This is a genomic window from Comamonas sp. DB36 (genome assembly GCF_057914905.1).
In genome coordinates, this window is sequence record NZ_CP196631.1 from 1,174,522 (window position 1) to 1,187,295 (window position 12,774).

Below are 12,774 nucleotides of genomic sequence, written 5' to 3' on the forward strand. Positions count from 1 at the left end.
AAGCAAACAGCCCCGGCAGCATACATAGGACAATGCAGCCTGTTTCTTAGATCGCGACCCCGTTGACCACCATGGATATTGACCAACCCCTCGCCCTGCTTGGCGGAATGACCGCTTCCCAGTTCATGCGCCGCCACTGGCACAAGAAGCCGCTGCTGGTGCGCCAGGCCGTGCCCGCGATGGTCGCGCCCGTGGGCCGCGACGCGCTGTTCGCTCTCGCCGGCCAGGACGGCGTCGAATCGCGCCTGATCCGCCAGCAGAAGAAGGGCTGGACCATGGACCACGGCCCGTTCGGCACCAAGGACCTGCCGGCGCTGAGCCAGAAGGCCTGGTCGCTGCTGGTGCAGGGCGTGGACCTGCACGATGCGGGCGTGCACGCGCTGCTACAGCAGTTTCGCTTCGTTCCCGAAGCCCGGCTCGACGACCTGATGATCAGCTACGCCACGGACGGCGGCGGCGTGGGCCCGCATTTCGACAGCTACGACGTGTTCCTGCTGCAGGCCCACGGCAAGCGCCGCTGGCGCATAGGCCAGCAGAAGAACCTGACGCTGCAGGAAGGCGTTCCGCTGAAGATCCTTGCCGATTTCGAGCCCGAGCAGGAATTCGTGCTCGAGGCCGGCGACATGCTGTACCTGCCGCCGCGCTATGCGCACGACGGCGTCGCCGAAGGCGAGTGCATGACCTATTCGATCGGTTTCCGTGCGCCGGCGCGCGAGGAACTGGCGCGCGAGCTGCTGCTGCGCATGTCGGACGAACCCGACGAACCAGAAGCCCCCGTGCTGTACCGCGACCCCAAGCAGGAAGCCGTGGCAAATCCGGGCGAAATTCCCGCGGCCATGGCCGACTTCGCGCGCAAGGCGCTGGAACGCGCTCTGGCCGAGCCGCTGGCGCTGGAGCGCGCGCTGGGCGAATATTTGACCGATCCCAAGCCCAATGTCTGGTTCGAGGCCGGCGAGGAGGGCGTGATGCTCGAGGCCCTGGTGCTCGATCGCCGCACGCGCATGATGTACGACGCGCGCCATGTGTTCATCAACGGTGAAAGCTATCTGGCCGCGGGCCGTGACGCCAAGTTGATGCGCCTGCTGGCCGACCAGCGCGCGCTGTCGGCGCGCGATCTGGCCAAGGCCAGCGACGATGCGCTGGAACTGCTGGCGTCATGGCACGAAGCCGGTTGGGTGCGTAGCGCTGTCTGACACGCGCACGGGCAGTTGTCTGTCAGCCTGGCAGACGGCTGGCGCGTTGAAAGAACAGGCCTCGATGATGCCTTTGCCGCCGCAAGCGGGGAAACCCGAAAAAAAGTTGTGGACAAATGTAGAAGTGGCGTCAGGAATCGTCAGGATTCCTGAAATCTCCCTATAATTGCCCGCTGTGTCGCAGTAATTTTCTTGCGACTCTGCCGCGACGTTCCATGGCTGCAAGAGGCTGGCCGTTAATGGCATATCGAATTCTCACTGCTCCTCAATTAGGAAAACTGACATGAAGAACTCTCTCGTTCTGGCTACCGTGATCGCTGCTGCTGCCCTCGTCGCTTGCGGCAAGAAGGAAGAAGCTGCTCCCGCTCCCGTGGCCGCTCCCGCTGTGGAAGCTCCTGCTGCTGCTCCCGTGGAAGTCGCTCCTGCTGCTCCCGCAGCTGCTGCTGACGCCGCCGCTGCTGGCGCTTCGGCCAACGCTGCTGACGCTTCGGCCGACGCTGCCAAGGCTTCGGAAGAAGCTGCCAAGGCTGCTGCCGACGCTGCCGCTGCCGCTGCTGCTCCCAAGTAATGCATGCGCCGCTGGAGTCCGGTTCGCCGGGCTTCAGTCAGGCAAAAAAGCCCTGGTCTCGCGATCGGGGCTTTTTTTATGTGCGCTCGCGCCATCGGCAGCCGATGCGCAGATGAAAAAAAGCCACCGCATGCGGTGGCTTTTTTTGACCGGCCCTTGCGGACCGTCAGCTTTGCAGCTTACTTCAGATCGTCGGTCAGCACGCGCACGATGCGCTGGGCATTGGCCGATGTCTCGGGTGCACCGGCCGTGGTCAGCACCGACACCGTCGAGCGTTCGCCTTCGGAGCGCACCTGGACCTGGTACTTGACTGGCGCCGAAGCTTCGCCGCCCTGGCTGAAGATGCGGCTGAAGAAGCCCTTGGCCTTCTGCTCTTCGGGCGAGACGTAGCGCACGTAGTAGATGCCGCGGCTGCGGTCGCGGTCCTCGACCGTGAAGCCGGTGCGGTCCAGCGCCAGGCCCACACGGCGCCAGGCGCGGTCGAAGCCTTCGTCGAGCAGCACCACGGGCACGTTGTTGATGGTGTCCATGCGGGCGCTGGGCGCGGCAGGCGCGGCCTTGACCGAAGCCGCGGCGGCCTGGGATTGCTCCTGGGTCAGGCCCAGCTTGACCATGAGGCGGCGCAGGAACTCGGTTTCCAGTTCCGTATCGGCGGGGCGTGGCTGCCAGGCCGTGGAATCCTTTTGCTGCGTCGAGTAGACCTCGATCATGCCGCGGTGGGTGATGTACACCTCGGTGCCGCCGTCGGGCTTGCGCTCCAGGCGGGTGCGGAACTTGTCGCGCTCGCCCGTGGAGTACAACGAGTCGAACACCTTGCCCAGCGCCGAGCGGATCACGTCCTGCGGCAGCTTGGCGCGGTTCTCGGCCCAGTCGGTTTCCATGATGCCCAGCTTGGCGTCGTCCTGCACCAGCACGAAGCCGTTCTCGAGCCAGAACTCGCGCACCGGATCCCAGAGCTTGTCGGCAGGGCGCTGGATCACGAGCCAGCGCTCATTGCCCACGCGTTCGATGCGCACATCGCCCACGGAGTTGACCACGGTCTGCGCGCCGCTGGGCGCAGGCGCGTTCTGGCCGGCCTGCAGCGCATTCGCCGAGACCACGCCACCGGGCACGTTGTAGCGCGTGTCGCGCGTCAGCTGGCTCAGGTCGGGTGGAACTTCGAGCGTAGGCGCCTTGACGGCGCTTTTGTAGTCGATCTTTTCCGAATTGAAAGTGGTGCAGGCAGAAAGCGCCATGGCAAGGCCCAGCAGGCCCAGACGTGCAGTAATTGGTTTCACGCGAAAAATCCTCGGTGCTCTGGTAAGGAGGGGCGCAGGCTCAGATGAGCTCTGCGGAGCGCAGCGCGCTCTCGACCAGGTCCACATATTGGGGGCTCAGGTCGGTCATTGGCAGGCGCATGGTTGCACCGCACAGGCCCAGGCGGGCGACGGCCCACTTCACGGGGATGGGGTTGGCTTCGACGAACAGGTTCTTGTGCACCGGCATCAGCTGGCGCTGGATCTGCATCGCGCGCTGCACGTCGCCGGCCAGCGCCGCCTTGCACAGCTCGCTCATCAGGCGCGGCGCCACGTTGGCGGTCACGCTGATGTTGCCATGGCCGCCGCACAGCATCAAGGCCACGGCGGTCGGGTCATCGCCCGAGTACACGCCGAAGCCGGCGGGCACATCGCGGATCAGCCATTGAGCGCGCTCGATGTTGCCCGTGGCTTCCTTGATGCCGATGATGCCCGGAACCTGGGCCAGACGCAGCACGGTGTCATGCTGCATGTCGGCGACCGAACGGCCGGGCACGTTGTAGAGAACCGTGGGCAGGTCGCCCACGGCTTCGGCAATCGCCTTGAAATGCTGGTACTGGCCCTCTTGCGTGGGCTTGTTGTAGTAGGGCACGACCTGCAGCTGGCTGTCGGCGCCCACGGTCCTGGCGAACTGGGCCAGCTCGATCGCTTCGCGCGTCGAGTTGGCGCCGCAGCCGGCCATGATGGGCACGCGCTTGGCAGCCTGCTCGACGGAGACGCGAATGATCTCGCAGTGCTCTTCCACATTGACGGTGGGGGATTCGCCGGTGGTGCCTACCACGCCGATGCAGTCAGTGCCTTCGGCGATATGCCAGTCGATCAGTTTGCGCAGGCTCGGGTAGTCGACACTACCGTCTTCGTGCATGGGTGTGACGAGGGCAACAATGCTGCCAGTGAGGGCGACGGTGGAAGAGGTCATGTCCGCAGTTGAAAACGGGAAAGAGACATTCTAACGATTGCGCGCAAGCCGCAGCGTGCTCGCAGTCGTACGAAGGGAATGGGGACTGTTTCTGGACAGAAAAAGTGCAGGCATTGAAGGCCTAGAGCCTGGCGGGCGTTTCGCTGCCGGGCAGGGTTCTGACGGCCGCGATGCGCTGCACGCAGCGCGCGGGATCGTCGAGAAAACCGTCTTCGTAGGCCACCACGCGCAGTTCATTGCCGCAGACGCGCAGCAGTTCGCCGGGCTGCAGCAGGAAGTCGGGGCGCGAGGGCTTGCCGAAACGCGCATTGCCTTCGGCAAACGTTTCGTACAGCAGCACCCCGCCCGGAGCGACGCTGGCCACCAGCGTGGGCAGCAGCGCGCGCCACAGGTAGTTGGTAACCACGACGGCCGCGAACTGCGCGCCCGGCAGAGGCCAGGCGCCTTGCTCGATATCGGCGCACAGCCGCTGCGCCGACGCCGGCAGCGCCGCGAGCGCCTCCTGCGAGCGGTCGATTCCAAGACAGGGGTGGCCGCGCTGGGCAAACCAGTGCACGTGGCGCCCCTGGCCGCAGGCCACGTCGAGCACGCTGCCGCCCGCGGGCACGAGGTGGCTGAAGCGTTGTATCCAGGTCGAGGGCGTCATCAGAAGCAGGCCCAGACTTGATCGGCCATCAACAGCATGAATTGGGGGTCGGTATAGAGGCCGAACACCGCGGCCAGCACCAGCGCGACCAGGGTCCAGCCCAGGCCCGTGAGCAGGCGCTGGCGCCAGGCGTGATGTGCGGTCATGGTTCAGGCCGCCGCGGGTGTGTGGCGCTGCAGCGCGGCTTCGCGCACCGGCAGATTGATCAGCGCCGCGAAGACGCCTAGCGCAATCGACAGGTACCAGACGATGTCATAGCTGCCGCTGCGGTCATAGAGGTAGCCGCCCAGCCAGACGCCCAGGAAGCTGCCGACCTGGTGGCTGAAGAACACGAAGCCGCCCAGCATCGACAGATGCTGGATGCCGAAGATCTGCGCCACGGTGGCGTTGGTCAGCGGCACCGTGGACAGCCACAGAAAGCCCATGGCCGCGGAAAATGCATAGACCGACGCGGGCGACAGCGGCACCAGCAGGAAGGCCACGGTGACCACCGAGCGCGTGAGGTAGATGCCCGCGAGCAGGTAGCGCTTGGGGAAATGCTGGCCCAGGTTGCCCGCAATATAAGTTCCGAAGATGTTGAACAGCCCGACCAGCGCCAGCGAATAGCTGGCGACATGCGGCGCCAGGCCGTAATCCTTGAGGTAGCTGGGCATGTGCACGCCGATGAACATCACCTGGAAGCCGCAGACGAAATAGCCCGCGGTCAGCAGCAGGAAGCTGGGCGTGCGGAAGGCTTCGGCCATGGCCTGGCCCACGGTCTGCTCGCGCTGCGGCCGCGGGCTGCTGGAAGAAAAGCCGGGCTCGCGCAGGCCGAAGGCCAGCGGCACGATCATCAGCACCAGCATCGCCAGCACGATCAGCGCATTCGACCAGCCGATCTGGGCAATCAGCGCGCCTTCGACCGGCACCATGAAGAACTGGCCGAACGAGCCCGTGGCAGCGATCACGCCCATGGCCCAGGAGCGCTTCGTCGCGGGTATCTGCCGGCCGAGCACGCCGAACACCACGGCATAGGTGGTGCCGGCCTGGGCCGCGCCTATCAGCAGCCCGGCCGTGAGCGCGAACCAGGTCGGCGTGGTCGACAGCGCCATGCCGGTCAGGCCCAGCGCATAGGCCGCGGCGCCGGCCAGCAGCACGCGGAACGCGCCGAAGCGGTCGGCGATGATGCCGACGAAAATCCCCATGATCCCCCAGGCAATGTTCTGGATGGCGATGGCCATGGCGAAGGATTCGCGCGTCCAGCCCATTTCCTGGGTGATGGGCTGCAGCCACAGGCCGAAGCCGTGGCGAATCCCCATGGACAAGGTGACGACTGCGCCCCCGCACAGCAGCACCTGCATCATGGACAGTGGTGTTGGTAATGTTTTTTGCATGATGATGCGACTGTAGCCAAATTGGCCCCAGGATGCTGGCGCGCAGGCAGCATTGCGGGGGCGCGCCACAGAGGCCGCAAGGCCATGCTGTTTGCCCATACAGCTTTCTGGATCACGCAGCACTACAATCCCAGCCCATGGCAGCTAAACCTTCATCCTCCTCCACGAGCGCTTACTCCGAAGGCTCTATCCGCGTGCTCAAGGGCCTAGAGCCCGTCAAGCAGCGGCCGGGCATGTACACGCGTACCGACAACCCACTGCACATCCTGCAGGAAGTGGTGGACAACGCGGCCGACGAAGCCTTGGCCGGTTACGGCAAGAAAATCAAGGTCATCCTGCATGCGGACCATTCGGTCAGCGTGGAGGACGACGGTCGCGGCATTCCCTACGGCCTGCATCCCGAAGAAAACGCCCCGGTGATCGAACTGGTGTTCACCCGCCTTCACGCGGGCGGCAAGTTCGACAAGGGCCAGGGCGGCGCCTACAGCTTTTCCGGCGGCCTGCACGGTGTCGGCGTCTCGGTGACCAATGCGCTGTCCACGCGCATGGAAGTCACGAGCTTTCGCGACGGCCACAGCGCGCGCCTGGTGTTTTCCGCGGGCGACGTGATCGAGCCGCTGCAGACCGTGCCGCTGGCCAGCGGCGAGCGCAAGCGCGGCACCACGGTGCGCGTCTGGCCCGACGCCAAGTATTTCGAGACCGCCCAGCTGCCCATGGGCGAGCTGGTCCACCTGCTGCGCAGCAAGGCCGTGCTGATGCCCGGCGTCACGGTGACGCTGGTCAACGAGAAGACGCGCGACACCCAGACCTGGCAGTACAAGGGCGGCCTGCGCGACTACCTGCAGCAGAACCTGCACGGCGAGCCCGCGATTCCGCTGTTCGAAGGCGAGGGCTTTGCCGACCGCCACCACGACAGCTTTGCCGAAGGCGAAGGCGCGGCCTGGTGCGTGGCGTTCACCGAAGACGGCGCGCCGGTGCGCGAAAGCTATGTCAACCTGATTCCCACCACGGCCGGCGGCACGCACGAAAGCGGCCTGCGCGACGGCCTGTTCCAGGCGGTGAAAAGCTTCATCGACCTGCACTCGCTGCTGCCCAAGGGCGTCAAGCTGATGCCCGACGACGTGTTCGCGCGCGCCAGCTATGTGCTCAACGCCAAGGTGCTCGATCCCCAGTTCCAGGGCCAGATCAAGGAGCGCTTGAACTCGCGCGACGCCGTGCGCCTGGTCTCGGGCTTTGTGCGCCCGGCGCTCGAGCTGTGGCTCAACCAGCATGTCGAGTGGGGCAAGAAGCTCGCCGAACTCGCGATCAAGGCCGCGCAAAGCCGCCAGAAGGCCGGCCAGAAGGTCGAGAAGCGCAAGGGCTCGGGCGTTGCCGTGCTGCCCGGAAAGCTCACCGACTGCGAAAGCCGCGACCTGCTGCACAACGAAGTCTTCCTGGTCGAGGGCGACTCCGCGGGCGGCAGCGCCAAGATGGGCCGCGACAAGGAAACCCAGGCGGTGCTGCCGCTGCGCGGCAAGGTGCTCAACACCTGGGAAGTCGACCGCGACCGGCTGTTCGCGAACAACGAAATCCACGATATTTCAGTGGCGATCGGCGTCGATCCGCACGGCCCCAACGACTCTCCCGATCTGTCGGGCCTGCGCTACGGCAAGGTCTGCATTCTTTCGGACGCCGACGTCGACGGCTCGCACATCCAGGTGCTGCTGCTGACGCTGTTCTTCCGCCACTTTCCCAAGCTGGTCGAAGCCGGCCACATCCACGTGGCGCTGCCGCCGCTGTTCCGTGTCGACGTGCCCGCGCGCGGCAAGAAGCCCGCGGCCAAGGTCTACGCGCTCGACGAGAGCGAGCTGGCCGCCATTTTCGAGAAGTGCGCCAAGGACGGCGTGCCGCGCGAGAAGTGCCAGGTCAGCCGCTTCAAGGGTCTGGGCGAAATGAACGCCGAGCAGCTCTGGGACACCACGCTCAACCCCGACACGCGCCGTCTGTTGCCGGTGCAGCTGCTGAACATGGACTTCGCGGCCTCCGAAGGCGTGATCACCAAGCTCATGGGCAAGGGCGAGGCCGCGGCCAGGCGCGAGCTGATGGAACTGCACGGCGACGCCGTGGAAGTCGACATCTGAAGAACGCCTGAGCCATGCCCGGCATCGCCCGCTCACTGCCTGCGCTGGACCACAGCCTCGGCCAACGCCTGCTGGCGGGTGGCCTGCTGTGCCTGGCGCTGGTCGCGGGCGCAGCGCGCGCCGATCTGTGGGCGTTTGTCGATGCGCGCGGCATCACGCATTTCGCGGCCGAGCAGCTCGATGAGCGCTACGAGCTGTTCTTTCGCGGGGCGAGCTTCGATTCGCAGCGCGATATCGGCGCGCAGGCCGGCGCCGCGGATGAGAATCCGGGCGCGACGCTGGCGGCCAGGGCGCGCGTGCAGTCGTATTTCGACATACTGCCGGCCTATAAGAGCGTGCGTCCGCACCTCAGGCGCGCGGCCGAGCGCAGCGGCATCGACTATGCGCTGCTCAAGGCGGTGATCGCGACCGAGTCGGGCTTCGACGCGCATGCGGTCTCGGCCAAGGGCGCGCTGGGCCTGATGCAGCTGATGCCGGCGACGGCGGAGCGCTTCGGCGTCGCCGCCGCGGGCAGCCGCACGCTGGCCCAGCAGCTGCATGATCCGGCCGTGAACGTGCCCGCGGGCGCGCGCTACCTGCGCCATCTGCTGGACCTGTTCGACGGCCGGCTCGACCTGGCCCTCGCGGCCTACAACGCGGGCGAAGGCGCGGTGCGCCGTGCGGGACAGAAGATTCCGCCGTTCAAGGAAACCCAAAACTATGTGAAGACCGTGCTGGCGCTGTACCGCCAGCTCCAGCCGCTGGCGCCGGCTGACGGTACGCCGGCCGCCGGTACGCCGGCCGCCGGTATGCCGGCCACCGGTATGCCGGCCACACCTTCTTCACGCATCCGCATGACGCTGCCTGCGGGCAGCGCGCGGGAGTCTATTGACGAGAAACGAGAACAATGAGCGATCAAGACACTTTAGATCTGGCTGCGCCCGCCAATGGCGATGCGCTGGACCTCGGAACCTATGCGCAGCGCGCCTACCTCGAATATGCACTGTCGGTCGTCAAGGGCCGGGCCCTGCCCGATGTCTGCGACGGCCTGAAACCCGTGCAGCGGCGCATCCTCTATGCGATGGACCGCATGGGCCTGAGCTACTCGGGCAATACCGCGCCGCGGCCGGTCAAGAGCGCGCGCGTGGTCGGTGATGTGCTGGGGCGCTTTCACCCGCATGGCGACCAGTCGGCCTATGACGCGCTGGTGCGCATGGCCCAGGACTTCGCCCAGCGCTATCCGCTGGTCGACGGCCAGGGCAACTTCGGCAGCCGCGACGGCGACGGCGCGGCGGCCATGCGCTACACCGAAGCGCGACTGTCCAAGATCACCGGCCTGCTGCTCGACGAGATCGACGAGGGCACGGTCGACTTCGTGCCCAACTACGACGGCTCCACGCAGGAGCCGCGCCAGCTGCCCGCGCGCCTGCCGTTCAGCCTGCTCAACGGCGCCAGCGGCATTGCCGTCGGTCTGGCGACCGAGATACCCAGCCATAACCTGCGCGAGATCGCCGACGCCTGCGTGGCGCTGATCAAGAAGCCGCTGATGAGCGCGGCCGATCTGGCCCTGCACATTCCCGGCCCCGACTATCCCGGTGGCGGCCAGATCATCAGCAGCCCGTCCGACATCGCCGATGCCTATCGCACGGGCCGCGGCAGCCTCAAGGTGCGCGCGCGCTGGAAGATCGAGGAACTGGCGCGTGGCCAGTGGCAGATGGTGGTCACCGAGCTGCCGCCCGGCGTTTCGACGCAGAAGGTGCTCGAGGAGATCGAGGAGCTGTCCAACCCCAAGATCAAGACCGGTAAGAAGGCACTGACCCAGGACCAGCAGCTGCTCAAGGTCAACCTGCTGGCCGTGCTCGACGGCGTGCGCGACGAGTCGAGCAAGGATGCGCCGGTGCGCATCGTCATCGAGCCCAAGAGCGGCAAGGTGCGCCAGTCCGATCTGTCGCACATGCTGCTGGCGCACACCAGCCTCGAAACCTCGAGCTCGATCAACCTGACGATGATTGGTCTGGACGGCCGGCCCGTGCAGAAGTCGCTGCTGCAGATGCTGCAGGAGTGGATAGAGTTCCGCCAGGCCACGATCACGCGGCGCTCGCAGCACCGCCTGGCCAAGGTGCTGGACCGCGCCCACATCCTCGAAGGGCGGCAGATCGTGCTGCTCAACATCGACGAAGTGATTGCCATCATCCGCGAGAGCGACGAACCCAAGGCCGCGCTGATCGAGCGCTTCGCGCTGTCGGAGCGCCAGGCCGAGGACATTCTTGAAATCCGCCTGCGCCAGCTCGCGCGGCTCGAAGCCATCAAGATCGAGCAGGAGCTCGCCGCGCTGCGCGAAAGCCAGGGCAAGCTCGAAGACATCCTGGGCAATCCGGCGACGCTGCGCCGGCTGATGATCAAGGAGATCGAGGCCGACGCCAAGCAGTTCGCCGACGCGCGCCGCACGCTGATCCAGGAAGAGAAGAAGGCCACGGCCGAAGTCAAGGTCGCCGACGAACCCGTCACCGTGGTGGTCTCGGAAAAAGGCTGGGTGCGCGCGCGCCAGGGCCATGGCCATGAAGCCGCGAGCTTCAGCTTCAAGGCAGGCGACGCGCTCTACGGTACGTTCGAGTGCCGCACCGTCGACCAGTTGCTGGCGTTCGGCAGCAACGGCCGGGTCTATTCGGTTCCGGTGGCGCAATTGCCCGGCGGGCGCGGCGACGGCCAGCCCGTGACCACGCTGGTCGAACTCGAAAGCGGCACGCAGCTGCAGTACTACTTCGCGGGCCCGGCCCAGGCTTGCCTGCTGCTGGCTTCCTCGGGAGGCTACGGCTTCCTGGCGAATGTCGAAAGCCTGGTCTCGCGCAACAAGAGCGGCAAGGCCTTCGTCAATCTGGCCGAAGGCGAGACGCTGTGCGCGCCGTCGCTGGTGAGCGGCGGCTCGGGCAGCGTCGTCGTGCCCGCCGCGACCCATGTCGCCGTGGGCTCGGTCGGCGGCCGCATCCTGACGTTCGAGATCGGTGAGCTCAAGACCATGACCAGCGCCGCGCGCGGCCTGATGCTGCTGGCGCTCGAAGCCGGCGACCAACTGGCGGGCGCAGCCGCCTATACGCGCAGCATACGTCTCGAAGGCACGGGCCGCGGCGGCAAGGCACGCGACGAGACGCTGGAGATCCGCAGCCTCAACAACGCCCGCGGCAAGCGCGGCGCCAAGGGCAAGGCGGCCGACCTGGGCTTCAAGCCGGCGCGCATCACGCGCGTGGAATGACGTCGCTCGCCACGCTAGGCTGAGGCCGTAAGCGCAGCCCTTCACTGAAACCCCGCCTCTGGCGGGGTTTCGTCCATGCAGGAAAGACGTCCGTTTTTTGCAAATCTTGCCAAATTTTGCCAACGTGTCTAAGCTTGTCTGCATGAGCACGATGAACATTTCCCTGCCTGAAAGTCTCAAGTCGTTTGTCGACGATCAGGTCAGCCAGCGTGGTTATGGCACCAGCAGCGAGTATGTGCGTGAGTTGATCCGCAAGGACCAGGATCGCCTGCAACTGCGCGGGCTGCTGCTTGCAGGCGCTGCCTCCCCGCCTGCGGCAATCGCCGACGGCACGTATTTCTCGGGACTGCGCGACCGCGTGCTTCGGAACGCCAAGGGAGGCGCTCCGAAATGAGCGCCAAGCCGGTGGTGCCGCGCGAGCAGGCCAACCGGGACGTTGAAGAAGCCATCGCCTATTACTTGGGCGAGCATGCGCCGAGCGCTGCCCTGGGATTCATCGACGCATTGGAGCAGGCCTATGTGCATATCGCCCAGCACCCGGGAACGGGCTCACCGCATTGGGCTTATGAGCTTCAGTTGCCGGGTCTGCGTGCCTGGCCTTTGAGCCGCTACCCGCATCTTGTGTTCTATCTCGAGCGCCCTGACCATATTGATGTCTGGCGCGTACTCCATGGGCAGCGCGATATTCCGGCGTCGATGCAGCCAGCCCAGCTGCTTTGAGCAGCATCAGGCTGGAGGCCGGCGCAGCAGTGCACGCCGCGCCTGCATGCAGGGTGTGCTCAGCCCAGTTCAGCGATCAACTCGATTTCCACGCAGGCTCCCATGGGAATCTGCGCCACGCCGAATGCGCTGCGTGCATGCTGACCCTTGGTGCCGAAGACTTCGCCCAGCAGTTCGCTGCAGCCGTTGGTCACCAGGTGCTGCTCGGTGAAGTCGCCGGTCGAATTGACCAGGCTCATCACCTTGACGATGCGCTGCACGCGGTTGAGGTCGCCGCCGGCCGCATGCTGCAGCGTGCCCAGCAGGTCGATCGCCACCGCGCGCGCCGCCGCCTTGCCTTCTTCGGTGCTGATGTCGCGGCCCAGCTGGCCGGCCCAGACCTTGCCGTCCTTCTTGGCGATATGGCCGCTGAGGAACACCAGCGCGCCGGTCTGCACATAGGGCAGGTAGGCGGCGGCGGGCACGGCCAGCGCGGGCAGTTCGATCTGCAGTTCGTTCAGCTTGTTGTAAACGCTCATCACGGTTTCCTTTGGCAAAAAATCAGGGAAAAGGGGTCTGCGTGAGTGTGACATAGGCATAGCCAATGCTGGCCGCAGGGACAGCGTTGGCATTGCCGGATGGCGCTGGCTAGCATCTGCGCCATGCGCTGCGCGCTTCCTTCCCCGCCGACTCCAGCGGCCGTCTTCCGGCCGCTGCGACCCTGGTCTGGCT

13 protein-coding genes are annotated in these 12,774 nt (G+C 65.9%); 7 read left to right on the forward strand and 6 right to left on the reverse strand.

Annotation, left to right across the window (positions count from 1 at the left end):
- Positions 1-71 precede the first annotated feature (71 nt).
- Both ACSVDO_RS05585 and ACSVDO_RS05590 read left to right on the forward strand, forming a co-directional pair.
- Positions 72-1,193, forward strand: a complete 1,122-nt coding sequence (locus ACSVDO_RS05585; protein WP_489595277.1) for a JmjC domain-containing protein — start codon at positions 72-74, stop codon at positions 1,191-1,193.
- A gap of 283 nt (positions 1,194-1,476) precedes the next feature.
- Positions 1,477-1,761 (forward strand): hypothetical protein, encoded by a 285-nt coding sequence (locus ACSVDO_RS05590; protein ID WP_332534955.1) that lies wholly within the window; start codon positions 1,477-1,479, stop codon positions 1,759-1,761.
- Between the two features lie 179 nt (positions 1,762-1,940).
- Here ACSVDO_RS05590 and bamC read toward each other — a convergent pair whose 3' ends face one another.
- The 5 genes from bamC to ACSVDO_RS05615 form a co-directional block, all read right to left on the reverse strand.
- Positions 1,941-3,038 (reverse strand): NlpB/DapX family lipoprotein, encoded by a 1,098-nt coding sequence (bamC, locus tag ACSVDO_RS05595; RefSeq protein WP_332534954.1) that lies wholly within the window; start codon positions 3,036-3,038, stop codon positions 1,941-1,943.
- Positions 3,039-3,078: 40 nt separating this feature from the next.
- Positions 3,079-3,975 (reverse strand): 4-hydroxy-tetrahydrodipicolinate synthase, encoded by an 897-nt coding sequence (dapA, locus tag ACSVDO_RS05600; RefSeq protein WP_332681539.1) that lies wholly within the window; start codon positions 3,973-3,975, stop codon positions 3,079-3,081.
- Between the two features lie 121 nt (positions 3,976-4,096).
- On the reverse strand, positions 4,097-4,621 hold the full coding sequence (locus ACSVDO_RS05605) for a class I SAM-dependent methyltransferase (protein ID WP_332534952.1): 525 nt from the start codon (positions 4,619-4,621) through the stop codon (positions 4,097-4,099).
- A complete protein-coding gene (locus tag ACSVDO_RS05610) occupies positions 4,621-4,767 on the reverse strand; it encodes a hypothetical protein (protein ID WP_332534951.1) in 147 nt (48 codons plus the stop codon). Before ACSVDO_RS05610 ends, ACSVDO_RS05605 begins: the two co-directional genes overlap by 1 nt.
- Before the next feature lie 3 nt (positions 4,768-4,770).
- Positions 4,771-5,964: an MFS transporter gene (locus ACSVDO_RS05615; protein ID WP_489595278.1), complete on the reverse strand. Its 1,194-nt coding sequence runs from the start codon at positions 5,962-5,964 to the stop codon at positions 4,771-4,773.
- A gap of 167 nt (positions 5,965-6,131) precedes the next feature.
- Here ACSVDO_RS05615 and ACSVDO_RS05620 point away from each other — a divergent pair, with 167 nt between their 5' ends.
- The 5 genes from ACSVDO_RS05620 to ACSVDO_RS05640 all read left to right on the forward strand — a co-directional run bounded on the left by ACSVDO_RS05620 (position 6,132) and on the right by ACSVDO_RS05640 (position 12,063).
- Positions 6,132-8,114, forward strand: a complete 1,983-nt coding sequence (locus ACSVDO_RS05620; RefSeq protein ID WP_332548080.1) for a DNA topoisomerase IV subunit B — start codon at positions 6,132-6,134, stop codon at positions 8,112-8,114.
- A gap of 14 nt (positions 8,115-8,128) precedes the next feature.
- Positions 8,129-9,004, forward strand: a complete 876-nt coding sequence (locus ACSVDO_RS05625; protein ID WP_489595279.1) for a lytic transglycosylase domain-containing protein — start codon at positions 8,129-8,131, stop codon at positions 9,002-9,004.
- Positions 9,001-11,343: a DNA topoisomerase IV subunit A gene (gene parC / locus ACSVDO_RS05630; protein WP_489595280.1), complete on the forward strand. Its 2,343-nt coding sequence runs from the start codon at positions 9,001-9,003 to the stop codon at positions 11,341-11,343. Before ACSVDO_RS05625 ends, parC begins: the two co-directional genes overlap by 4 nt.
- Positions 11,344-11,485: 142 nt before the next feature.
- Complete coding sequence (locus ACSVDO_RS05635; RefSeq protein WP_332534945.1) at positions 11,486-11,737, forward strand: ribbon-helix-helix domain-containing protein; 252 nt, start codon at positions 11,486-11,488, stop codon at positions 11,735-11,737.
- On the forward strand, positions 11,734-12,063 hold the full coding sequence (locus ACSVDO_RS05640; RefSeq protein ID WP_332534943.1) for a type II toxin-antitoxin system RelE/ParE family toxin: 330 nt from the start codon (positions 11,734-11,736) through the stop codon (positions 12,061-12,063). Before ACSVDO_RS05635 ends, ACSVDO_RS05640 begins: the two co-directional genes overlap by 4 nt.
- 59 nt (positions 12,064-12,122) lie before the next feature.
- Here the strand turns inward: ACSVDO_RS05640 and ACSVDO_RS05645 are convergent, their stop codons facing one another.
- Positions 12,123-12,581 (reverse strand): RidA family protein, encoded by a 459-nt coding sequence (locus ACSVDO_RS05645; protein WP_489595281.1) that lies wholly within the window; start codon positions 12,579-12,581, stop codon positions 12,123-12,125.
- Positions 12,582-12,774: the final 193 nt, after the last annotated feature.

Bases quoted from the DNA above. Each gene is read 5' to 3' on its own strand.
- ACSVDO_RS05585 (WP_489595277.1), top strand. From the start codon at position 72: ATGGATATTGACCAACCCCTCGCCCTGCTTGGCGGAATGACCGCTTCC.
- ACSVDO_RS05590 (WP_332534955.1), top strand. From the start codon at position 1,477: ATGAAGAACTCTCTCGTTCTGGCTACCGTGATCGCTGCTGCTGCCCTC.
- dapA (WP_332681539.1), bottom strand. From the start codon at position 3,975: ATGACCTCTTCCACCGTCGCCCTCACTGGCAGCATTGTTGCCCTCGTC.
- ACSVDO_RS05605 (WP_332534952.1), bottom strand. From the start codon at position 4,621: ATGACGCCCTCGACCTGGATACAACGCTTCAGCCACCTCGTGCCCGCG.
- ACSVDO_RS05610 (WP_332534951.1), bottom strand. From the start codon at position 4,767: ATGACCGCACATCACGCCTGGCGCCAGCGCCTGCTCACGGGCCTGGGC.
- ACSVDO_RS05615 (WP_489595278.1), bottom strand. From the start codon at position 5,964: ATGATGCAGGTGCTGCTGTGCGGGGGCGCAGTCGTCACCTTGTCCATG.
- ACSVDO_RS05620 (WP_332548080.1), top strand. From the start codon at position 6,132: ATGGCAGCTAAACCTTCATCCTCCTCCACGAGCGCTTACTCCGAAGGC.
- ACSVDO_RS05625 (WP_489595279.1), top strand. From the start codon at position 8,129: ATGCCCGGCATCGCCCGCTCACTGCCTGCGCTGGACCACAGCCTCGGC.
- parC (WP_489595280.1), top strand. From the start codon at position 9,001: ATGAGCGATCAAGACACTTTAGATCTGGCTGCGCCCGCCAATGGCGAT.
- ACSVDO_RS05635 (WP_332534945.1), top strand. From the start codon at position 11,486: ATGAGCACGATGAACATTTCCCTGCCTGAAAGTCTCAAGTCGTTTGTC.
- ACSVDO_RS05640 (WP_332534943.1), top strand. From the start codon at position 11,734: ATGAGCGCCAAGCCGGTGGTGCCGCGCGAGCAGGCCAACCGGGACGTT.
- ACSVDO_RS05645 (WP_489595281.1), bottom strand. From the start codon at position 12,581: ATGAGCGTTTACAACAAGCTGAACGAACTGCAGATCGAACTGCCCGCG.